At 56.1% G+C, this 21,985-nt stretch carries 17 protein-coding genes; 10 read left to right on the top strand and 7 right to left on the bottom strand.

What is annotated here, in order from left to right; all coding sequences use genetic code 11:
- Nucleotides 1–87: 87 nt before the first annotated feature.
- The 4 genes from trmD to ffh all read right to left on the bottom strand — a co-directional run bounded on the left by trmD (nucleotide 88) and on the right by ffh (nucleotide 3,445).
- Nucleotides 88–870: a tRNA (guanosine(37)-N1)-methyltransferase TrmD gene (trmD, locus tag ACMHYW_RS02250; protein ID WP_414501456.1), complete on the bottom strand. Its 783-nt coding sequence runs from the start codon at nucleotides 868–870 to the stop codon at nucleotides 88–90.
- A 78-nt stretch (nucleotides 871–948) separates the two neighbouring features.
- Nucleotides 949–1,440: a ribosome maturation factor RimM gene (rimM, locus tag ACMHYW_RS02245; RefSeq protein ID WP_414501455.1), complete on the bottom strand. Its 492-nt coding sequence runs from the start codon at nucleotides 1,438–1,440 to the stop codon at nucleotides 949–951.
- Between the two features lie 80 nt (nucleotides 1,441–1,520).
- The gene (gene rpsP, locus ACMHYW_RS02240; RefSeq protein ID WP_027704628.1) at nucleotides 1,521–1,769 is read right to left on the bottom strand and encodes a 30S ribosomal protein S16; all 249 of its coding nucleotides are present in this window, start codon (nucleotides 1,767–1,769) and stop codon (nucleotides 1,521–1,523) included.
- Between the two features lie 287 nt (nucleotides 1,770–2,056).
- Nucleotides 2,057–3,445, bottom strand: a complete 1,389-nt coding sequence (gene ffh / locus ACMHYW_RS02235; RefSeq protein WP_414501454.1) for a signal recognition particle protein — start codon at nucleotides 3,443–3,445, stop codon at nucleotides 2,057–2,059.
- A 408-nt stretch (nucleotides 3,446–3,853) separates the two neighbouring features.
- Between ffh and ACMHYW_RS02230 the strand changes: the two genes are divergently transcribed.
- The 5 genes from ACMHYW_RS02230 to ACMHYW_RS02210 all read left to right on the top strand — a co-directional run bounded on the left by ACMHYW_RS02230 (nucleotide 3,854) and on the right by ACMHYW_RS02210 (nucleotide 8,492).
- A complete protein-coding gene (locus ACMHYW_RS02230; protein ID WP_414500706.1) occupies nucleotides 3,854–4,666 on the top strand; it encodes an inner membrane protein YpjD in 813 nt (270 codons plus the stop codon).
- 168 nt (nucleotides 4,667–4,834) lie between these two features.
- A complete protein-coding gene (locus tag ACMHYW_RS02225) occupies nucleotides 4,835–6,124 on the top strand; it encodes an HlyC/CorC family transporter (protein WP_414500705.1) in 1,290 nt (429 codons plus the stop codon).
- The gene (locus ACMHYW_RS02220; protein ID WP_414500704.1) at nucleotides 6,111–6,476 is read left to right on the top strand and encodes a hypothetical protein; all 366 of its coding nucleotides are present in this window, start codon (nucleotides 6,111–6,113) and stop codon (nucleotides 6,474–6,476) included. Before ACMHYW_RS02225 ends, ACMHYW_RS02220 begins: the two co-directional genes overlap by 14 nt.
- A gap of 16 nt (nucleotides 6,477–6,492) precedes the next feature.
- A complete protein-coding gene (locus tag ACMHYW_RS02215) occupies nucleotides 6,493–7,179 on the top strand; it encodes a response regulator transcription factor (RefSeq protein WP_414500703.1) in 687 nt (228 codons plus the stop codon).
- Complete coding sequence (locus ACMHYW_RS02210; RefSeq protein WP_414500702.1) at nucleotides 7,176–8,492, top strand: ATP-binding protein; 1,317 nt, start codon at nucleotides 7,176–7,178, stop codon at nucleotides 8,490–8,492. The genes ACMHYW_RS02215 and ACMHYW_RS02210 overlap by 4 nt, the downstream gene beginning before the upstream one ends.
- 148 nt (nucleotides 8,493–8,640) lie before the next feature.
- Here the strand turns inward: ACMHYW_RS02210 and ACMHYW_RS02205 are convergent, their stop codons facing one another.
- Entirely contained in the window at nucleotides 8,641–10,509 is a 1,869-nt protein-coding gene (locus ACMHYW_RS02205) for an MFS transporter (RefSeq protein WP_414500701.1), read from the bottom strand.
- Between the two features lie 81 nt (nucleotides 10,510–10,590).
- Nucleotides 10,591–11,220, bottom strand: coding sequence for a TetR/AcrR family transcriptional regulator (locus ACMHYW_RS02200; RefSeq protein WP_414500700.1), 630 nt, complete (start codon nucleotides 11,218–11,220; stop codon nucleotides 10,591–10,593).
- Between the two features lie 205 nt (nucleotides 11,221–11,425).
- Here ACMHYW_RS02200 and ACMHYW_RS02195 point away from each other — a divergent pair, with 205 nt between their 5' ends.
- Both ACMHYW_RS02195 and ACMHYW_RS02190 read left to right on the top strand, forming a co-directional pair.
- Nucleotides 11,426–12,172 (top strand): SOS response-associated peptidase, encoded by a 747-nt coding sequence (locus ACMHYW_RS02195; protein ID WP_414500699.1) that lies wholly within the window; start codon nucleotides 11,426–11,428, stop codon nucleotides 12,170–12,172.
- Between the two features lie 56 nt (nucleotides 12,173–12,228).
- Nucleotides 12,229–15,132 carry an insulinase family protein gene (locus ACMHYW_RS02190; protein ID WP_414500698.1) on the top strand — a complete coding sequence of 968 codons (2,904 nt, stop codon included), beginning with the start codon at nucleotides 12,229–12,231 and terminating at the stop codon, nucleotides 15,130–15,132.
- A gap of 117 nt (nucleotides 15,133–15,249) precedes the next feature.
- Here ACMHYW_RS02190 and sbcB read toward each other — a convergent pair whose 3' ends face one another.
- Nucleotides 15,250–16,710 (bottom strand): exodeoxyribonuclease I, encoded by a 1,461-nt coding sequence (gene sbcB, locus ACMHYW_RS02185; protein ID WP_414500697.1) that lies wholly within the window; start codon nucleotides 16,708–16,710, stop codon nucleotides 15,250–15,252.
- Between the two features lie 237 nt (nucleotides 16,711–16,947).
- On the opposite strand from sbcB, the gene ACMHYW_RS02180 reads away from it, so the two are divergent.
- Genes ACMHYW_RS02180 through ACMHYW_RS02170 form a run of 3 tightly spaced genes read left to right on the top strand, consistent with a single transcriptional unit; the run spans nucleotide 16,948 to nucleotide 21,930 of the window.
- A complete protein-coding gene (locus tag ACMHYW_RS02180) occupies nucleotides 16,948–17,808 on the top strand; it encodes a DUF4123 domain-containing protein (RefSeq protein ID WP_414500696.1) in 861 nt (286 codons plus the stop codon).
- A complete protein-coding gene (locus ACMHYW_RS02175) occupies nucleotides 17,805–21,101 on the top strand; it encodes a T6SS effector BTH_I2691 family protein (RefSeq protein WP_414500695.1) in 3,297 nt (1,098 codons plus the stop codon). Before ACMHYW_RS02180 ends, ACMHYW_RS02175 begins: the two co-directional genes overlap by 4 nt.
- The gene (locus tag ACMHYW_RS02170) at nucleotides 21,058–21,930 is read left to right on the top strand and encodes a tetratricopeptide repeat protein (protein ID WP_414500694.1); all 873 of its coding nucleotides are present in this window, start codon (nucleotides 21,058–21,060) and stop codon (nucleotides 21,928–21,930) included. The genes ACMHYW_RS02175 and ACMHYW_RS02170 overlap by 44 nt, the downstream gene beginning before the upstream one ends.
- The last annotated feature ends 55 nt before the right edge of the window (nucleotides 21,931–21,985 follow it).

Raw genomic sequence — 21,985 nt, 5'->3', positions numbered from 1 at the left:
ATGTGGATGACATGCAGCGGCCAGAATACTGTTCACTGGCGCTTGGTCGTGGTGCCTACATGCGACACCCGCTCCTGTCACCCCCGTTCACCGGGGTGGCTGCACACCGCCGTCGCCTTTTGCGACGTATTCTCGGATGAAATCATCAAGAAGCGTTTGCTCTTCTTTCGTCAACATCCTGTCTTCGAGCAGATCGGGGCGATAACGCCACGTCCGCCCAAGTGACTGCTTGAGTCGCCACTTGCGAATCTCTTGGTGGTTGCCGCTCAGCAGGACCGGAGGAACACCGTGCCCATCGATGCTTTCGGGACGCGTGTAATGCGGGCAGTCGAGAAGCCCATCAGCAAACGAGTCTTCTTCGGCAGACTGGGCATGACCCAGCACACCGGGCACCATCCGCGCAACAGCATCCATCAGCACCATGGCAGGCAGTTCGCCGCCACTGAGTACATAATCACCAATCGACCACTGCTCATCGATATCCGCATCAATGACGCGTTCGTCGATGCCTTCATAACGACCCGCCACCACGACCAGACGGCCGTGATCAGCCAGCTCGCGCACCCCCGTATGATCCAGCACTCGCCCTTGCGGGGAAAGGTAGATCACCTTTGGCGGTACACTGTCTTCAGACATCAACGACTGACGCGCATCGCGAATTGCCGCGCGCAGTGTATCGACCTTCATCAGCATCCCGGGACCACCGCCATAGGGGCGATCGTCGACGGTACGATGTCGGTCGGTGGCGTAATCACGCGGATTCCAGAACCCGATATCAATGATGCCCTCACGAACTGCGCGTCCGCTGACACCGTGTTGGGTCAGCGCATCGAACATTTCAGGGAACAGCGATACCACGCCCAGTTTCAGCGCTGCGTCACCTTTTACCGTGTCGTGAGCGCCAGAAGCGTCACTCACAGTGTCGTTACCAGTACTGTCTGCCATGACTCAGAACTCGGGATCCCAGTCGACGTGCATGGTGCCCGCCTCCAGATCGATCTCACGAATGACATCATCCGGCAGATATGGCAACAGCCTTTCGCGACCGTCTGGTCCACCCGTCACCACCACAACATCGTTGGCGCCGGTTTCGAACAGATGATCGACCTTGCCCAGTACCACGCCCTCAAGCGTGATGACCTGCAAGCCTTCCAGCTGATACCAGTAGTAATCACCCTGATCGAGCGTCGGCAGCGCCGACGTCGGCAGCATGATCTGTGCGTTGGCCATTGATTCAGCCAGTTCACGAGTGGTGATGCCTTCGAGACTGACGACCACGCCCTTACCCTGACGACGGCCTTGAATCACCTTGACCGGGCGGCGAACGCCTCCCTTTTCGATGATCCATTCCGAATAGTCGAGGATGCTCTCCATCGGGTTGGAATGGGAATAGACCCAGAGCCATCCCTTCACACCGTACGGGCGCATGAGGTGACCCATGACCACGATGTCCGATGCGGGAGTCTTGCTGTTGGTGGTGTCCTTCACGTCTGCCTCACCTATCGATCGACGCACTTAAATCAGGCAGCTTTACGAGCCTGTTTGACCAGTTCTGCAACGCGATCAGAAACCTGAGCACCCTGCTGCTGCCAGAATGCAACGCGGTCCAGGTCAACGCGCAGGCGCTCTTCAGCACCACGAGCGATCGGGTTGAAGAAACCAACGCGTTCGATGAAGCTGCCATCGCGAGCGTTGCGAGAATCAGTCACAGTCAGGTGATAGAACGGGCGTTTTTTGGAGCCGCCACGTGCCAGACGAATGGTTACCATGTTTATTGCCTCTCAGTGATTCCTTGACCGGAAAAGACAAGGCAGCCTGCCAGCCTTTCCCGACGAGCCGGCCTGAAGGCCGGATACGCCAATAGTATGCCTGAGGGCCTACCCCCACGCACACTGCCGACGTGATCTTGCCGTAGCCGAATCGTGCCACGGCCAGACAAGTCTGAAAATGGGCCATCGTAGTCGAGACAGCCCATTTCCGAAGACGCCGCATTCTACGGGAAATTACAACACCTGAAAACCATTTTCCCCGAAAAGCGCATCGACAACGGGGTTGATCAGCGCATGAAGCCGCCCATTCCACCCGGGCCACCCATGCCGCCACCGCCCATCAGCGCGCCCATGCCACGCATCATTTTCTTCATGCCACCCTTGCCGCTGACCTTTTTCATCATCTTCTGCATCTGCTTGTGCTGCTTCAGCAGGCGATTGAGTTCAGGGATCTGGGTGCCCGAACCCGCACAAATACGGCGTTTGCGCGAACCATTGATGACCTCCGGCTTGCGACGCTCTTCCGGGGTCATGGAGTTGATCATCGACTCAAGCTTGGCGAATTCCTTCTCGGCGGCACCGCTCTTGGCGATGTCGGCGACCTGCCCCATGCCAGGCAGCTTGTCGAGCAGACTGCTCATACCGCCCATGTTCTTGAGCTGCTGAAGCTGATCACGGAAATCTTCGAGGTCGAAGCCCTGACCCTTGCGAATTTTCTTGCCGAGCTTCTCTGCCTTTTTCTTGTCGACCGTACGTTCGGCTTCTTCGATCAGGCTGAGTACGTCACCCATGCCCAAGATACGGGAAGCGATACGATCAGGGTGGAACGGTTCCAGCGCATCGGTTTTTTCACCCATCCCGATGAACTTGATCGGCTTACCGGTCAGCTGGCGTACGGACAGGGCCGCACCACCACGCGCGTCACCGTCGGCCTTAGTCAGGATGACACCGGTCAGCGGCAGCGCTTCGTGGAAGGCCTTCGCGGTGTTGGCGGCATCCTGCCCCGTCATCGCATCGACAACGAACAGCGTTTCAGCCGGATTGATCGCCGCGTGCAGCGCTTTGATTTCATCCATCATCTCGGTATCGACGTGCAAGCGACCTGCCGTATCGACGAGAATGACATCGTGGAACTGGATGCGACCGTGCTGGATGGCCGCGTTAGCGATATCCACCGGTTTCTGATCCGGCGTAGACGGGAAGAAATCGACCTCGACTTCCTTCGCCAGCGTTTCAAGCTGGTCGATGGCGGCCGGGCGATAGACGTCGGTGGACACCACCAGCACTTTCTTCTTCTCGCGCTCACGCAGGAAACGGGCCAACTTGGCCACGGAAGTGGTCTTACCCGCCCCTTGCAGACCGGCCATCAAGATGATGGCGGGCTTGTGCTTCAGTTCGAGGGGAACGTTGGCTTCGCCCATAACCGCTTCCAGCTCCTGCTGGACGATCTTGACGAACTGCTGGCCCGGCGACAGGCTCTTCGACACTTCGGCCCCGACGGCGCGTTCGCGTACCTGTGCGATGAAGCTTTTGACTACGGGCAGTGCCACGTCAGCTTCAAGCAGGGCCTTGCGGACTTCGCGCAGCGTATCCTTGATGTTGTCTTCGGTCAGTCTGGCCTGACCGGTGATAGTTCTGAGCGTCCGCGACAGACGATCGGTCAAACTCTCGAACATGGTCTTCTCCAGCGCTGGCGAACGTCGCCAGTGGGTAAGAATGGATGCCTGAACCCGACTGCCATGGGCCTGCGGCGTGTCGCCAGCAGGACGCCATGACAGTGACAGCGGCCATTGAGAGGCCGCCGTCACTTGATCATCGGGTCATGATGAAGCGTCGCGAACTGTGCAGCGCGTCCCTGCTTCACCTTTACTTGGGGTCGATTATACGCACGATGGGGGTCTTGCTCCATCCATCCGGTGCAGTGAAGTGCGCGACATCATCATTACCGTTATAGTGGGACGGTATATACTGCTCGCTTATCACGCCATGCCGCCCCTTACAAGCCTCGGTTCACGAACGCCCGTTCGCCGTGGTGCTACGGGCAGCGCCCTTTTTCAGGCATGGCGCCTCACAAGGCTGTGGACATGACGACGTTGGTTCTTCCTCTTGCCCTGTTGGCCATCCTGCTCTATGCGCTGAGCGGCGGCTGGCAGCTGCTGGTGCTGATGCGCCAGATTCCTTCGATAGAACGCCCACCGCTCGTACAGGCCGCCATCGGCGTGGCTATCGTACTGCATGCCATCGTGCTCTATCTGCTGCTTAACGCCACTGGAGAGCTGCGACTCGGCGCACTGGAATTCACCTCGCTGATCTGCTGGTGCATGGGGCTCATCGTCAAGGCTTTCAGCCGCTACAGCGCCATGCGTGCGCTGACAGGAATCCTGTTTCCGCTGTCGGCATTGAGCCTCGTAGCACTGATCGGGTTGCCCAAGCAGCCTGCAGGGCTGCCCCTTTCAGCCGGCGAACTGGCCCATGTCATCACATCAGTACTGGCCTATGCCTTGCTGGGGCTGGCTGCGCTACAGGCGCTGCTGCTAGCGATCCAAGGCCGCGCGCTCAAAATGCGCCGCCTGCGTGGCATTGTCGAAGCCCTTCCCGCCCTGACGCGCATGGAGCGTGTACTGTTCGATCTGATCACCATGGGCATGATTCTGTTAACGCTTTCGATCGTCAGCGGCCTGATGTTCGTCTTCCATGTGCGTGATCTGTATTTATCAGCAAAAGCGTTATTGGCACTGATGACCTGGCTGATCTTCGGCATCCTACTGTGGGGACACCGCTATCGCGGCTGGCGCGGCCGTCGCGCCGTGCGCTGGACCCTCGGTGGTAGCGTGCTGCTTTTGCTGACCTATTACGGCAGCCATCTACTGCTATCTGCACAGGCAACCGCGGTATAATCGTCCGATAACGGCAGGCCCACCGATCCCTGGGCCTGCGGCAAGCCGTAGAATGCCTGACGGCAGCGGCACAGAAACGGGATCACGGTTTCTGCTCTTTTTGTCCCGGCGCATTGCTTTATCTGTTCCATTTTGTATCCTGCGCCGAGATCACCTAGCGAGGATGGCATGGCGCTTTCGTTAATTCTGACTCTGGTTCTGGTTGTTCTGTGTGCCTTTTTCTCGATGTCCGAGATCAGCATGATGGCGATTAACCGCTATCGGCTGATGCACCGCGCACGCAATGGCGACAAATCCGCACGCCGCGTACTGGCCCTTATCAAACGCCCCGATCGCCTGTTGGGCGTGATCCTGATCGGCAACACGCTGGTCAGCAACATCGCTGCGTCGCTAACGACACAGATGACGATGAACACCTTCGCCAACTCGTCGATGGCGGCGCTTCTCGCTACGACAATACTGACCGTGGCGATGCTCATCATCGGTGAAGTCATGCCGAAGACGTGGGCAGCCTTGCGCCCCGAGCAGGTCGCACCGCCGTGCTCGCGCATCCTGACGCCGCTGCTGGCCTGCTGCTTTCCGCTCGTCGTAATGGTCAACGGGATTTCCAACTACCTGCTGCGCCTGTGCGGTCTGCGCCAGCTCAAGAATGAAGAACCGGCCATGTCCTCCGAGGAGCTGCGCGCTATCGTCAGCGATGCAGGCCGCCTGATGCCCGCCCGCAACCATTCGATGCTGCTGTCGATCATCGACCTCGACAAATCCACCGTCGACGACATCATGGTGCCGCGTCACGAAATCGACGGCATTGACCTCGACTGGGACGACGTGACCCTGCTGGCCGCGCTGCGCCGCACTCAGCACACCCGTCTGCCTGTTTATCGCGGTACGATCAACAATGTGGTGGGTATCCTGCATATCCGCAACGTGCCCGAGATCATCAATCAACCTGCCCAACTCAGCGCGGCCATCGTGGCGGCCATCTGTGCCCCCTATTTCATTCCAGAATCCACGCCGCTTCACACCCAGCTGCTAAACTTCAGACAGCACGGACGTCGTCTGGGCGTCGTGGTCGATGAATACGGTGAAGTGACGGGGCTGATCTCGCTCGAAGACATTCTGGAAGAGATTGTCGGTGACTTCACGGCACACGTGCAGCCATCACAGGCGGGCATCTTCGAAGAGGAAAGCGGCTGTTACCGCATTGCGGGGTCGACCCTGCTGCGCGATATCAACCGCCATCTGGGCTGGCAGCTTCCTCTTAACGGGCCGCGAACGCTCAACGGCCTGCTGCTCGAGCATCTGGAGAACCTGCCCCAGGGACCGATTACGATGCGCATCGACAACTACCAGTTCGAGGTCAGCGCCCTTCAGCACAACGCCGTCGTCAGCGCGCGCTGCTGGAAGCTCGACCCGGCTGACGTCCGCTATCAGCGTTCATCGCATGCGCATCGCTAACGTTGCCTCAAGAAGCCTGCGCATGCTGCTGGCCGTAGGATTGGCGGGGATGCTGACATCCCCGCTGGCACATTCCGAGGAATTTGATCAGAATACCGCCTTGGAACTGACTCAAGCGGGCGCGATCCTACCTTTATCAGGCATCGTCGAGCGCCTGCATCAACAGCATCGTCTTCATGGTCTTAAGCTGCTGGAAGCGACGCTGCATGCAGGCAGACCGCATCCGGCCTACCTTCTTGAGCTTATGGACGACGGCCACTATGTAGAAGATATCTGCGTCGATGCGCTGACGGCCCAGGCCCGCAGCCTTGAGGCCTGCCACACGGCAAAAGACCGCCCCGAATCTGACTGAATGGATACTGCTAACCATGCGAGTGCTACTTGTCGAGGACAACGTTCCTCTTGCCGATGAACTCAATGCCCTGTTCACTCAGGCGGGCTACGCTGTCGACTGGTGCACGGATGGTCGGGACGCTGCCACCATGGCCACCGAACTGCCGTTCGATGCCATCATTCTCGATCTGGGCCTGCCCGGACGCCCAGGCCTGCAGCTGCTGGAAGAATGGCGCGAAGCGGGCCTCGATACACCGATCCTCGTTCTGACCGCTCGCTCCAGCTGGAGCGAACGCATCACTGGGCTGCGCGCGGGGGCAGATGACTATCTGCCCAAACCGTTCCATCCCGACGAGCTGCTGCTGCGTCTGCAGGCGCTGGTGCGCCGCCGCCACGGGCAGCGTCCGACGCCCAAACTGGCGGTTAATGGTGTTGTGCTCGACGAAGCGGGCCAGCAGGCCACGCTGACCGACAGCGAGACCGATGCCCCGATCAAACTGACCCGTGCTGAGTTCGCCATTTTGCGCTACATGATGCTGCACCCGGATCACGTCATCCCCAAAGAACAGCTGCTCGACCATCTGTATGACAGCGAGCACGAGCGCAACCCCAACGTGGTGGAAGTGCACATCAACCATATCCGCCAGAAGCTGGGACGCGGCATCATCCTGACTCAGCGTGGACAGGGCTACCGCTTCGGTGGCAACAGCTCCGCCTCGTGATATCGCTAACGCGTCGCCTGACTATCGGGCTACTGTTGACGGCACTGACCATCATGCTGCTGCTGGCACAGGGCAGCATGATGCTGTTCGATTATGCTGTCCGCACCTATCTGTATGACCGCCTGCAAACCGAAGCCGAAGGCATCATGTCGGCGACGCTCGGGAGTGCTCCCAATTTCAACGACGATGAGTTCTCCGGCGATGCTTTCGCCTATCAACGTGTCTATTCAGGGATGTACTACACCATCCAAATGGACAACGATGCGCCTATGCGCTCCCGCTCGTTATGGGACTTCCCTGCGCCTGACCTGAGCAATCATCGTCGCTATCAGCTGGTGGCCGGCCCCAACGATCAGAAACTGCTGGTCTGGCAGGGCACATTCCACCATGCCCATCACACGTTCCGTATCACCACCGCGCTCGACTACACCCCTATTACTCGACGACTCGGCTGGATACGCCTGTACCTATGGGGGTTGGGCGGCTTGATGGCCCTCGTTCTGGTCATGGTGCAACGCATGGTGGTGCGCTCAAGTCTTCGACCGTTTAAGCAACTGCGCGAAGAACTGATGCGCCTCAATGCTGGCCATCAGATGCAGCTGACTACGGCCGTGCCGCGCGAAGTAGCCCCTGTCGTCAACGAACTCAATCATCAGCTGGAGCGCATCGACAAAGTGCTCAAGCGTTCGCGGGATGGCATCGCCAACCTCAGCCATGCGCTGAAGACCCCCCTGGCGGTGATGGAATCGCTGCTTTCGCATCAGGAGTTGAAGGAGCATCCGCGCCTGCAAAGCGAACTGCGCTACCGCCTTGATGACATCCATCGTCTTGTCGAGCGCGAACTGCAACGGGCCCGCCTAGATACTCGCGATGAGAATCATACCGCCCGCTTTGCACCGGACGTGGACCTGCCTCCGCTGATGGAAACGCTGCGCACGCTTTACCCGCACATCCATTTCACCAGTCGCCCCGATGTTCACCCAGTACTGCCGTGGGATCGCGAAGACGTACTGGAAGTGCTAGGCAACCTGCTGGATAACGCCGGCAAATGGGCCACCACACGCGTACGGATGACATTCACCGATACCGATCAAGCGCTACAGATCGATATTGAAGACGATGGACCCGGCATCGCCCCCGACCGCCGTGCCGACGTACTGCAGCGCGGCACACGGCTCGACGAACGCGTATCAGGGCATGGACTGGGATTGGGAATCGTGGCACAGATCGTGCACTACCACGGCGGAGAGCTGCGGCTTGAGGAAAGTGAATGGCATGGCCTGAACGTCATCCTGACGCTGCCCTGGCCCTAGCGGTTCGTAAACCCAGCGCCAAGCATGAAAAGGCGACAGAGCTGCTGAAGGACCACCATCAGACCGCATAAAACCCATAACCTATATAAAGATGCCGATGTCCTGTTAAGACATCGGCATCTTCGTCTTCACCCACTGTTCACGGCGACTAGTGCAAACTGTCGAGATACTGTTTCAGCTGGCATACGCGCTGATAGAGCAGCTCTCGCGTCGCCTGTTCAGGCGCCACGGGTTCACCGAACATCATGCGTACCCGGGCATGGATCTTCTTCGGCCAGCCACTGAACGGCGGCGTATCCTTGTAGGTTCCCCAGCCCCCCCACAGCCCCGATAACGCAGCCGGAATAACGGGCACTGGCGTTTCCTGAATGATGCGTTCGATGCCACGCTGGAACGAGCCGATCTCGCCGTTACGCGTCAACTGCCCTTCTGGAAAGATCATCACCACTTCACCAGCATCAAGCGCCTTCTTGATCTGATGGAACGTGCGGCGCATCGCGGAAGGCGTGTTGCGGGCATTATTGATCGGGATGGCGCCCGCAACACGGCAGAAGCCGTTGACGAGCGGCATTTCATAGATGGGGGCATACATCACGAAGCGCAGTGGTCGAGGACTCGCCGCAGCCAGAATAAGGGCATCGGTATAACTGACGTGGTTGCACACCACGACGGCCGCCCCTTCTTCGGGGATGAACTCGCGCCCCTTGATGCGCAGCTTATAGCACAGCCGCATACCCATGAAGATCATAATGCGCAGGCACGGCCGCGGATTGTAGCCGAAGCACGCCACGCCAATCAGCAGCGCACACAGCGCCACCAGCGCATAGAAGACAGGCAGTGACCACTGCAATACGTTGGTGATCAGGATCGCAAACAGCGAAGCCACTAGCATAAATAGGGCGTTGACGATGTTATTGACCGCGACCATGCGCGCCCGATGACCGGGATCGCTCTTGATTTGCAGCATCAGATACAGCGGCATGATGTACAGCCCGCCCCCGATACCAACACCGATCAGTTCCAACATCATAGGCGGTAGCGTGCCGTCACGCAGACGCATCAGCAGCCCCAGTTCTTCCGCAGCCCCACCCGCTGGACCGGAATAGGCAAACAGTGTTCCGCAGACGGCAATCACTAGCGCCCCGATCGGCACCAACCCCAGTTCCAGACGCCCAGCCGACAGCTTGGAGTACAGCAACGCTCCCAGCCCGACCCCGATAGCAAACGCCGCCATCAGTGCGCTGATCATGCTGGCGTTGCCACCAGCGATCTCCTTGACCCACACATTGAGCTGCGAGAGGTAGCACGTGCCCAAAAACCAGAACAGGCTGATTCCCAGAATGGCAAAGCGCATGGAGCGCTGTGTCCAGAACTGCTTCAGGGCGCTACGTGTGATGGCTTGGCTGCCATCTGTGCTTTGCTGTGGAGGCGCGGTAGGAATACGGCAGGACGACCACCAACCGGCCAGCGCCACGGCAATAAGGGTGATACCGATGATGCTGTAGCGGTGGCTATCGGGCAGCTCAATCATGGCCCCGGCCAGTATCGTGCCGAGCAGGATGGCCAAGAAGGTCCCCATCTCAATCCAAGCATTCGCTCCGACAAGATGCGCACGTGGCACATGCTGGGGAAGGATGGCGTATTTGACGGGGCCGAACAGCGCTGCCTGAATACCGATCAGCGCCAAGATGCCCATCATCGCGACATAAGCTTCGTACCAGATGGCCAGTGCTGCCAGCACCATGCAGGCCACTTCGAACGTCTTGAGCGTGCGGATCAAGGTGGCCTTGTCTCGGGTGTCGGCCAGACGGCCACCCCAAGATGAAAACAGCAAGGTCGGCATCATGAACAACATCATACCGATGCTGTTCAGCAGCGAGCTGTTCCAATGCATGTGCGGTGCCGCTTCGAACGTCAGCAGCAGTAAGATAATCTGCTTAAAGACGTTATCGTTGAACGCCCCCAGCGCCTGGGTCCAGAAGAACGGCGCAAAGCGCCTGTCCTGCATCAAATTCATTCATGCATTCCGTCAATGAGAGGGATCAGGAAAGAAGAAAAGCATCGAACATCGCTACGCTACTGGCCGCTCGTTTCGGGCTCAGGACTCGGAAGCCCCCGGCAACGGGCAGCTGGCCTTCAGCCCCGCCAGCGTCATGTCGAGTAGCTGATCCAGCAGTTCGGGTACCTGATAGGCCTTACCGTTCCACTGGCCCAAACGATCGTTCAGGCCCAACTGTACCAGCCCATGCACGCTGCCCCAGAGGGTACGCGCCATTCGGCTGAGCACCACTTCGTCCAGAGACGGACAGATTTCCTTCAGTGCGGCGTGAACGACCACGAACAACTCTTCGATCGCGACATTCTGACGCTGATCGAGCTCTCCTTCCTGTGCCAGAGGATAGTCGAACAGCAGCTCCCAGCGATAAGGATTATCGTGGGCAAAACTCCAGTAGGACGCGGCCAGCGCGCCAAGCAGCTCTTCTGCGGGAACATGACTACGCGCATCGACGGTCGAGCGCAGAATAGCCAAGGTCTCGATATTCACATACTGCAGCAGGTTGTTGAAGCTACCATAAAGCTTCAGCAGCGTGCTGGGGGCACAGCCAATATCTCGCGCCAGAGAGCGCAAGGACAGGTGGTGAACCGACCGGGATGCCAGCCATTCACTGCAGGCCGCCATAACCTTGGCATGCAAGGCTTCCGGCGCATGCTGACGTGGACGCGCCATCATGGTGCTCCTCGATGATCGACTCGGATATCAAACACTGTTTCCGATGGTATTGTCAGCATATCGTGCCCACAATCAGATGCAAGCATGACATACTGGAAATATTGGCATTACTTCGCCAGGCTAAAGCAAAATAGTATCAGTAACATCAGTAAGTTGCATTATCACTGCCCACCGACATGTACTTACGTACAGGAGCTGTTGCATGGCTGGACGCCTGCATATTGCCGAGATGAATATCGCGGCCCTCTTGACGCCGACGGGCCTTCCGTCGCCAACGATTCGCCAGCCACTGCTGACCAGCCCCAATCACTCTCCGCGCCACCCTACCAGCATCATCGCGCTGACAGAGGAAGGCGCGCCAGAACTGCGCTCTGCATTCTGGGGACTGACGCCACCGTGGCTGAAGCAGCTGGACCGGGCCCCACACTGCGCTCGATTAGAGGTGTTGGATAGTCGCCCCATGTACCGCGACGCTCGCCATCACCGCTGTCTCGTTCCCGTGACTGGCGTCTATATCTGGATGACGCAGGCCAGTGGCAAGCAGCCGTTCATGGTGACGCACGTCGACCGGCGACCGCTACTGCTGGCGGGCATCCGCACGTTCTACCCAGACCCTTTACAGAAAACGATGCCCCCCCATTCTTCTTCATCGCCACGAGGGCGGGAATCTTTTGCGCTGATTACCCTCGAATCCAATGCGCTGATTGCACCGTTCAGCGATCGTCTTCCTGCTATTCTGGAAGCGGAGTCAGTTTCGACTTGGCTCTCTGCAACAACGACACCAGAAGAAGCCTGTGCTCTGCTATCACCTGCGCCGCTCGACGCGCTGGGCATCTTTCCCGTCAGCCGCGCGATCAACGCGCCGTCCTGTCAGGAGTGGCACTTAAGCCATCCGATTGGCCCAATGCGCACCGCTCCCCGCAATGATGACGCTGACGCACAGCAGTGACACGGCCCATTAGACGCATAGAAGCGCCTTCACCACAGACAGATAGGATGTCCTACATGACACGACGCCCAACGTTTTATCTGCAACGCCTCCGCCTGCCGCAGCTGGCAAGCGGCCTGCTGATTGGTAGTCTGCTGGTACCCATGACCACTCCGGCACTGGCACTCACGCCAGCTACGGCACAGACGACGCCCGCCCATCAGGGCATCGACTTGACCCTGCCAGCGCGCAACCCCGCCTCATCAACCATCATCAGCAGTCCCAACGATCCGTCCCAGTACCGTACGGTGACGCTGGCAAATGGCCTGCAGGTGCTTCTGGTCCATGATCCACGCGCGGATAAGGCCAGCGCAGCAATGGACGTCAACGCAGGGAGCGCACAGGAGCCAGCCGACGTTCCAGGGCTGGCCCACTTCCTTGAGCACATGCTGTTCATCAGCACTCAGCGCTATCCAACGCCGGGCGAGTTCATGGACTTCATTTCGGCCAATAGCGGACAGACCAACGCCTACACAGCGTCCGATCATACGAATTTCATCTTCTCGATCACACCAGACCACTACAAGGAAGCGCTGGATCGCTTTGCGCAGTTCTTTGTCGCTCCCCAGTTCAATCCTGAGTTCGTCGATCGTGAACGCCATGCGGTCAACTCCGAGTACCAGATGCAGATGCAGAATGACGCGTTCCGCATCAACGACGTCCTCAATCTGGTGACCAACCCCGCCCACCCGTTCCACCGTTTCAGCGTCGGCAGTCTGGATACGCTGAAGGATGGCCCCGCGGGCACGCTGCGCGATCGTCTACTAGCGTTTTATACCCATCACTACAGTGCTCGGAACATGAAGCTGGTGGTCATGGGACCACAGCCGATTGAACAGTTGGAACAGTGGGTACGGGCTTCCTTCAAGGACGTCCCTGATCGCAAAATCGACGACGCCCCTATTACGGCAGACCTGATCCGCCCCGATCAGTTCCCCCTCGCCGTCACCGCCCGCAGCCAGCAAGAAACACCTGAAGTCCAGTTCATCTTCCAGGTGCCATCGGATCTGCTGCATATGGAACAGCAGCCCGTGCGCATCATTGGCTCCGTACTGGGCAACGAAAGTGAAGGCAGCCTGCTGAGCCGCCTGCGTGAAAAAGGCTGGGCGACGGGCCTAAGCGTGGACACCGTCGACACCGACCGTCGTCAGGACCTGATGGCCATCGACATCTCCCTGACGCCCGAAGGCCGTCATCACCTCGACGACATCCAAGCCAGCGTATTTGCCTACATCGACCAAGTTCGCCACAGCATCGAGCCGTGGCGCTTCGACGAACTGTCGCTGCTGCTGCGCCAGCAGTTCCGCTTCTTGCAGACCGACACCTCATTCGAGCGTGCCTCAATGCTCGCGCTGGTGATGCAGCAAGTACCGATCAGCGAAGTGAACGTGGCCAACTTCCGTCTCGAACGCTTCGACCCGGCCTTGATCCAGCACGTACTCGACAGCATGACACCGCAGCGTCTGCTGCGCCTGTACACAGCGCCGGACGTCAAAGGAGACAAGACTACTCAGGACTTCAAAGTCCCCTACACAGCTGAGCGTATGGCCCAGTGGCCTACCGGCAAGGCTCTTGAGGGACTGCGCGTTCCCACCCAGAACCCCTTCATCGCCCGAGACCTGACCGTGCTGCCGCTGACATCAGCGAAGCCGCACCAGATCACGACTCAGCCCGGTATGGACCTGTGGTACGCCCCCGACAGCTCCTTCGGCACTCCGAGCGTGGAATGGCGCCTTAACCTGATCAACCCGCTCAGCGCTCGCACACCCCGCGACCACATGCTGAACATCCTGCTGACACGCTGGCTCAACGACAGCCTGTCAGAAGCGCTCTATCCGGCGGCTGAAGCAGGACAGACCAGCGGAGCCAGCGCGCATATCTACGGCACCACCATCTCGCTGGCAGGGTGGCGTGACCGTCAGCCCGAAGTTATGGATACGCTGCTTCGCCAACTGCAGACTGGCGAGATAAAGGCTGACAGCTTCAACCGTATCAAGCAGCGGACTGCCGACATGCTGCGCAACGAAGAGCACGGCACATTGTTCCGTCAGCTCGTCAGCCAAGCGAACCGCCGTCTAATCGCACCGCATTGGTCCACGCCCCAAGAAATGGACGCACTGAAAGACCTGACCCTGCAGGACCTGATTGACTATCGTCAGCAGTGGCTCAAGGAACTGCACATTCAGGGGGTCGTCGTAGGCAACCTTGATGAAGCTACCGCACGCAAGACGGCCGATGTCATTAACTCGCAGCTGAAACCTCAGCTTCCGCTGACTCCGGATATCAAACCGAAGACGCTGGCCTTGAAAGGTACCCTGCCAACCTTCCGCCCGCAGACCGATCAGAAAGACTCGGCCATTTTCCGTTACACCCAGGCCCGCAGCGACAGCCCTGCCGAAACGGCGCGCTACATGGTGCTGGGCCAGCTGATGAGCCAGCCATTCTTCACTCAGCTGCGCACACGCGAACAGCTCGGTTATGTGGCAACGGCGCGCGAAAACAGCATCCTTCAGGTGCCCGGTATCATGTATGTACTGCAGTCACCGACCCGCAGCAGCCAAGTGCTCTTCGAGCGCGTCGGCGCATGGGAAAATCAGTTCGACAGTACGATGAAGACACTGACGTCAAAACAACTGCAGCGCTATAAGGATGCCCTTGTCGCCTCCCTTAAGGAGCGTGATAGCAGCCTGAGCGAACTGACAGATCGCGTCTGGGGGCAGGTACTCTACGGCTGGACGGATTTCAACCGCCGCGACATCCTGATCAAGGCCGTGCAGCAAGTGACCGTTAAGGACATCAAGAGCACGTGGCACGCCTTCCGGACAGCTCCGCGTTTCGACGCTGTATCGGACAAAGACGTGCCCGCGACCACGGATGACATTACCGGTGCACTGAAACCGTTTCCGCTAGGCGCAAAATAGGTATTTTTTCCTACCAAGAAATGCACGAAGCCCCCGCCACAACCCTATGACGGGGGCTTCGTTGCCAGAGGATCACCTCTGCACGCGTGCCTGAGTGCTACACCGCGATAGCGTCGCTCACTCGAAGGCCTGAGACGGCATGATCGACTCGACGTGCATCACCACCTCTTCCAGAATCTGCCTGACCTCCGGAGTCAGGTCCTGCTGATTGTAGCGTTCAATTTCACGTGCAAAGTTAGTCAGCGTTAGCGCACTGTGCTGCGCATCGTTGAAGCGCTCCCAGCGGAAAGCCTCCCACTGCTGACGCTCTGCCGTTTCCAGCGTATCCGGGTAGCTGCGAGCCCGCACTCGGAATAGCATCTCCGGTAGGCGAAGGTCCTGAAAGGCAGGGGCCATGCCCACCAGATCCCAGCCCGACTCGCGCTGATGCACCTGCGCCATTTCACGCTTGTCGGATGCAGAAAAGAAGCTGCCGCTATACAGCATGGTATCGGGATCGGGCGATTCATCATCAGGATGCGCCTTGTCGAATACCGCTGTGACCTTACCCATCAGCGTGGGGTCCGCCACCAGCTGCTGCCAGTGCTGTTCGGCAGTAGCCTTATCCAATCCCAGACGTTCGGCAGCGGCGGCATCCAGCGCTTTAATCGGCAGCACGACAGGACAGCGGTTTGCATGAATGACCTTCAACGGGATACGCGTTTCTCCCTCGGGAAGATCATCGTTGCTGATGAACACGCGCTCGCGGATCTGCTCCGCCGTCAGGGTCTGCAGCGGTGTCGGATCGACGGACAGATCACAAACAATGATCCCATTGGGGTTACTGGGATGACGCGCTAACGGCACCACCAGCGCACTGCACCCTTGAGCGGCCGGGTAACGGCGCGACACATGAACAACCGGACGGCGTGCGACCACGTCCAGCATCTCATTGACCTTGTGTTTGCTGCGCAGCGAGAACAGATAGTCGAACAGCCGCGGATTGGCTGACCGCAGCAACTTCGCCAGCGCGATCGTAGCCCGCACATCGGACAGCGCATCGTGCGCCCCTTCATGTGGAATGCCGTTAGCGGCCGTCAGATGCTCAAGCTTGAAACTCGGCGCCTTGCGCCCGTCCGGCAGCTCGCGCATCGGCCACTCGATGCCCTCTGGACGTAGCGCATAGAACGCACGCACGACATCGATCAGATCCCAGCGAGAGTTGCCGTTCTGCCACTCACGCCCATAGGGGTCCAGCAGATTGCGGTAAAACAGATGACGCGTAACCTCATCGTCGAAGCGCAGCGAGTTGTAGCCCAGCACACAGGAGTTGGGCTCGCACATCATGGCATGCACGGCCTCCGCGAACTCGATCTCCGGCAGCCCCCGTCGGTTGGCCTTCTGCGGCGTGATGCGCGTCAGCACGCAGGCCGCCGGATGCGGCAGGTAGTCATCCGATACCTTGCAGAACAGCACGACAGGCTCACCAATCTCGTTGAAGTCCGCATCGGTGCGAATCGCCGCAAACTGAGACGGCCGATCACGGCGAGGGTCGGCCCCGAAGGTTTCATAGTCGTGAAAAAGAAAGGTATGAGACATGCAACGAGACCTTTTGGCTGACACAGAAATAACGGAAGAAAGAAGGCTGACGATTCAGGCAGCGTGATCGCCCTATCATACCTGCAAGCACGCTATCGTGCAGATGTGCACTCAAGGAAGTTTCTTTTGGGAAGCAGCAGACGGCATTGCTGATTATGCTGCGACACTATAACGAGTCGGCATATCTCCCTATGTGCGCTAGCATTTTCCATCCAATGCTGGCAGAAGGACCTCGTCATGATCGCCGACGCATCATCGGCACCGCCGCCTCGTTACCTGCTGCTTAACCCACGCCATCAAGATCCTCAACACCTAACGAGTGCACGCGACGTAACGCCTGACAAAGGGTTATACGTCATTCACCAGCCCCACCTTAAGCAGCCAGCACACTGGGCACTGCGTCTTATTGACCTGCATCAGCGCCCCGACATCAAAGAAGAGGCGGAAGAATGGCTAAAGGCCAAACGCTGGCCCCGCGAAACTTTCGGAGGCTGGCTTGTCACAACGGCCTCTCCGCCAAAGATGGTAACTCACCTAGAAGGCCAGCTGGTGCAACATACGGCGGATCGCCGCCGCATGCTGTTGCGTTATTTTGATCCCCGCGTATTGGATCAACTCGAGCATATTCTGGATGAAGGTCAGCGCAGCACATTGATGGGACCCATAACACACTGGACATTGCTGGACGCCCATTGCACGCCGCACACGTTGGTATGTTCGTCGGCGCGATCGCCTTTTCGCTGCATCGACCAACATCAATGGCAGGCTATTAGCTATACAGACGAAGTCGAACATATTCGCCGCGCATGGGTGGATTATATCGCTCCCGCGCGTTTGCCCGACGACCATTACCGCATCATCGTGGCCTGGTTAACCATAGCGGACCAACAAGGACTGGATGACAGCACCGACCGAATTACCTTCGTACTCATCGGCACACAGCTGCGCTGGCGCTTCGATACAACGCCTAGATTTCACCAGTTGATGATTCGTCATCGAACCGAAGGTCACCCGCTTACCGCCATGCTCAATGCCATGACCGCTAAAGAATGGGCCCTTATAGAACAGTGGACACCTCGGGAGCCTTGCCCCGCATGACAACGACACCAGATAACACGATTAACCTTTCGCGGCTCTGCGCATGCTCACAGAATGCATCTCATGCCCACAAACCCAAGAATGGCTGCGAATTCTGTCAAACGCGAGGGCTACCAATTCTGCCTGTACGCTATGCAGTTACAGCCACCCACGAGTCCCGGCTTTCCAAGCTATCACCACCACCAGCATTAGCGGCCACTACATTTGAACAGCATCATTACACGCTGCGCCTGATGCGCACAGGCTACCTCTATCTTTATGATGAAGCGCATGACCGCTGCGCAGGCTGGTTTATCACTCCTGATGCCAAATTCTTCCACTACGCATTAAGTGATACCAACGAAAACGGGCTACCTTGCCTTGTCAGCAATATTCGCAGCGATGAAAACAAAAACACACTGCTGACGTGCAATGACAAAAGTCATCATTTACTTGCCTCAATGATTCGCTGGCCACTCAAAGGCTGTAGCCGCTTATGGATGATGTACAGCGAGTTACCCATTCCGACCAAAACACTTCAGTCGCTGGTCAAACAAAGTGCATGGCGATCGGCCAACATGCAGCCCATTGATGCACAGGCATGGTCCAACGGGCAGTTCATACAGGAAGGTGCCTTCAAAGTAAGTCAGGCTAATCAGTATCTGGCAGAAGCCAACACTACCCAAGGCACGACATATGACTGCCACCCATTCCAGCCGGATCCCTTATTGGGCAAGGGTCTTGAGCTTCAGCAAAACATTACAGAGTTCTTCACCCAGTATGATCAAAAAAACGATCAGCAAGGGCTAGTTATGGCATTGCGCGATGATATTGCGATCATCGAAACTCTAAACCATGATCGCCATCGCCCCGAACGCATCTTACAGAGCGCCATTGGCAACCCCGACAGCGAGTTGCGGCCATTGAATGCAAAAGACTATGAGCGCCGTCGCCAACTGCAGTGCTACTGTTTGCTGAATATTCTGAATGACAACGAGGTACAGAAAGGCCAACAAGAAATCGATAGCTATAACGAACGCTACAAGACCCCCGAAGGTCGCCATGAATTAGCACAGCCAATAGTCAATGCCATGGCGCTGAATGGCAGTGTTGTTATCAATGAGGGTGACTATCTACTGACACCAGAAGAAAACGCAGCAGCCGTTCACAGGCAGGTCAAGAAAAACCAGGATGCTCTTTACAAAAATATTGCGGAATACGTTGATATTGCTGCCTTTCAAGATTTTAAAAACTATTATGAAAAGGCTGTTGCTACGCGTGATAATGACCTACTGGCAAACGATAAAGACTATTCATTATTTGCCACGGCGGCTCTTAAAAAAATCATGAGTGCCTTTTCATGGTTGAGCGATTATCCCCTTCTCGCCGCATCATTCATGTCTATTCTTTTACGCTGTATACAAGGCAACGTCATGACGCCTGCCAGCAAAGAACTGTGGGAAAAACAGCTGCTACCCGCTGATTCTGTTGGCATTATTGTAAAGACTCTAGGTCTGCAAGATGATGCTCTTGCCGAAAAGCTGATCAAAAAATTTACAGCAACAGAAAACGATTTCATTGATCAACTTGTTAAGTCCAAGAACATTCAGAAAGTCCTCAAAGAGGCAAAAAGCTTCATTGACGGCCTCATTAAAAAGCTTAGCAAACAAGCTAGTACGGCGCTGATGCAGATGGGGCAGCGCGCATTCGATGCCTCAGAGCAAAGGCCTCATGCATGGCGCTATGCCAGTGTGCGCACAGCCAACATATTGCGCTTGGCCTCCAATGAGCCGCTTTATGTTGCGGTCAAGGTCACGATGCCTCGTAGTGAAGGTATTAATTTCCTGTTGGCGCTTCCCGACGAAGTTCATGCAAATCCGGAGGCGCTTTCTCCCCAAATGAAGGAAGTGACTGTCAATCAAGATAACGAAGGCAGGATTACACGAATTAGCAATAAGCCATGCAATCATATTTCAGCACCACCCAATGAAGAAAAACTCACACTGACATTGCTGGTAACCGAGCAAGACAAAAAAGAATTCTCCCCTTCCGGCACGACCTATGATGCCTATCAGGATCCAAAAACAGGCGTTTATAGCGTAAATGTAGAAGGAACTGGTGAGAAAACGACGATTAATGCCGCGCGCTTCGCACGCCTTAAAAAAGGCATGGTAAATGTTTTACGAGCCGAATCCACTTATTCAGCAGCAAGTGCGTCTGTCGGCATGCTGTTCGCATTCTATGCCTTCGGTGAAGCACTGATTAAACAAGATAAAACAGCAAAAGATTGGGTGTCGCTAAGCAGCAGCTTTCTTGGGGTTATCAAAAGCGGGGCGACATGGCGAGATGTAATTGCAAACGCCATTCCCGAAGAGGAAAGAGTGGGCGAACTTATCCTATGGAGCGAGACGGCCTGGTTAAAGAGCATTGGCCATGGCATCAATATTTTTGGCATTATCGGTGCTCTTTATGACTTTGATCAAGCCGTTCAAGCGCAACGCAATGGTGAATCTGGAAGAGTTGTTGCATCAGCCTATGCATCAGCAGGATTAACTGCAATCGGCATAGTATTTACGTATATTCCGCTGCCGTTTGGCATCGGACAGATAGTGGGCATACTGCTCATGTTATTAGGTGCATTTGTTGCATGGTGGGGAGCTCAAACGCTGACACTTGAGCAACGCATGTGGTTTCACAGAAGTGTCTTCGGACTTCCCGGAAAATACTACAATGCCGAGCACTTTGGCGGTCACCCCCCCTCCGAACATGCACCTGACAGCGCACAGCTTTCATACCATAAGAATGCTCTGAATGACGAGATGTTAGCCCTAAGTTTGCTAGTGCAAGGAATCAAACTAGAAATTGACTATCAGGGAATATTTAGCGGGCAAAATATCAAGAAAGCCGCCATCAATTCACTTGGCGTAGCCGGCACTGTCTATAATACGCTAACAGATGATCACATGACCTCTGTCACTATAAAAACAACTATTCCTATTGAACTTGACTGTATAATACAGTTAACTTTAACTTCTGACAATATTGACAGCGTAGGAGAGATTAACTACGACAACAAAATAAGAGAAAGCTATATAAAAATAGGAAATTCGGTTAAGCTGCACCGAGCCATTAACAACAACATATCGAATGAAAAAACGATAAAATACAAAAGTACAGACAATGAAGTTATAATAGAGAAAGAACAGGTCGTCAAATTGGCTACTTTATACCCTATTACGCTATCTATTGTAGACACAAAGGACGTTCATCATGTTATTGCAAAAGATACCTATGTTATCAACACTATCCGCTAAAGTGGCATTTTCAATCTATATCACATTGGTTGGTAGCATTGCTTCAGCTCAAGTACTCTATGCTACCGAAGAGCAGGAAACAGATGCTTTTTTCAATGAAACAGCGGATAATATTTCTGTGGGTGTTTCAGCCAATGACCCTCATTATATATATTTATCACTGCTACGCAAGCTAGAAGATGCCCCAGATAAAGAAAAAACATTAGTAAAGTTAAAAGCTCTTGCAGATAATAATATAGCAGATGCGAAATACAGCCTATATCTAATTAGGCAGCAAATAGATTCGAAAAGCGTATCAAGAGAAGATGCTTTAAATTATCTTATAGCTTCAGCAAATGATAATTATGTACCTGCCCAAAAAACACTAGCAACACTGTATCTTTCGGGGAAAGGCGTTGAGAAAAACGCTGAAAAATATTATTACTGGAAGGAAAAAGCCGCTCAACAAGGCGACGGTGATGCAATGATCGATGTAGCGCGATGCTATTTCGCTGGCAAAGGCATAATGCGGGATGATACCAAAGGTTTTCAATGGGTAATAAAAGCGCTAAATACGCAAACAAGTCGCTTCAATGACTGGAATATGCTCGCACAGCTATATGAGCAAGGCCGTGGCACTCCCGTCGACCTTGTTAAGGCCTACATGTGCTACGACCTCGAAGGCACTGCGGGTATTGATGAAAAAGCACGCATTGCACCGCGTATGACCGAGGCAGAACGTGCAGAAGGGTTGCGTCTGTCACGAGAATGGCAAGAGCAAAACCATTCCTATACGTTCCCGGCCTTGGGGCTTGAGCACCAGCCTGATGGCAGCTACCGTCATCGATAAATTTGATAAAGCCTATGCTCGCCTATAAGGGCTTAGCATAACGTGTGCCCACCGA

The organism is Zymobacter sp. IVIA_12111.31 C1 (genome assembly GCF_047495495.1).
In the GTDB taxonomy this organism is placed as follows: domain Bacteria; phylum Pseudomonadota; class Gammaproteobacteria; order Pseudomonadales; family Halomonadaceae; genus Zymobacter.
Note: the sequence above shows the minus strand (reverse complement) of the source record. Positions and strands in the feature narration are given on the sequence as shown.

Coding starts and splice junctions, on each gene's coding strand:
- rimM (WP_414501455.1), bottom strand. CDS start 1,440: ATGGGTCACCTCATGCGCCCGTACGGTGTGAAGGGATGGCTCTGGGTC.
- rpsP (WP_027704628.1), bottom strand. CDS start 1,769: ATGGTAACCATTCGTCTGGCACGTGGCGGCTCCAAAAAACGCCCGTTC.
- ffh (WP_414501454.1), bottom strand. CDS start 3,445: ATGTTCGAGAGTTTGACCGATCGTCTGTCGCGGACGCTCAGAACTATC.
- ACMHYW_RS02230 (WP_414500706.1), top strand. CDS start 3,854: ATGACGACGTTGGTTCTTCCTCTTGCCCTGTTGGCCATCCTGCTCTAT.
- ACMHYW_RS02225 (WP_414500705.1), top strand. CDS start 4,835: ATGGCGCTTTCGTTAATTCTGACTCTGGTTCTGGTTGTTCTGTGTGCC.
- ACMHYW_RS02220 (WP_414500704.1), top strand. CDS start 6,111: ATGCGCATCGCTAACGTTGCCTCAAGAAGCCTGCGCATGCTGCTGGCC.
- ACMHYW_RS02215 (WP_414500703.1), top strand. CDS start 6,493: ATGCGAGTGCTACTTGTCGAGGACAACGTTCCTCTTGCCGATGAACTC.
- ACMHYW_RS02205 (WP_414500701.1), bottom strand. CDS start 10,509: ATGAATTTGATGCAGGACAGGCGCTTTGCGCCGTTCTTCTGGACCCAG.
- ACMHYW_RS02200 (WP_414500700.1), bottom strand. CDS start 11,220: ATGGCGCGTCCACGTCAGCATGCGCCGGAAGCCTTGCATGCCAAGGTT.
- ACMHYW_RS02195 (WP_414500699.1), top strand. CDS start 11,426: ATGGCTGGACGCCTGCATATTGCCGAGATGAATATCGCGGCCCTCTTG.
- ACMHYW_RS02190 (WP_414500698.1), top strand. CDS start 12,229: ATGACACGACGCCCAACGTTTTATCTGCAACGCCTCCGCCTGCCGCAG.
- sbcB (WP_414500697.1), bottom strand. CDS start 16,710: ATGTCTCATACCTTTCTTTTTCACGACTATGAAACCTTCGGGGCCGAC.
- ACMHYW_RS02180 (WP_414500696.1), top strand. CDS start 16,948: ATGATCGCCGACGCATCATCGGCACCGCCGCCTCGTTACCTGCTGCTT.
- ACMHYW_RS02175 (WP_414500695.1), top strand. CDS start 17,805: ATGACAACGACACCAGATAACACGATTAACCTTTCGCGGCTCTGCGCA.
- ACMHYW_RS02170 (WP_414500694.1), top strand. CDS start 21,058: ATGTTATTGCAAAAGATACCTATGTTATCAACACTATCCGCTAAAGTG.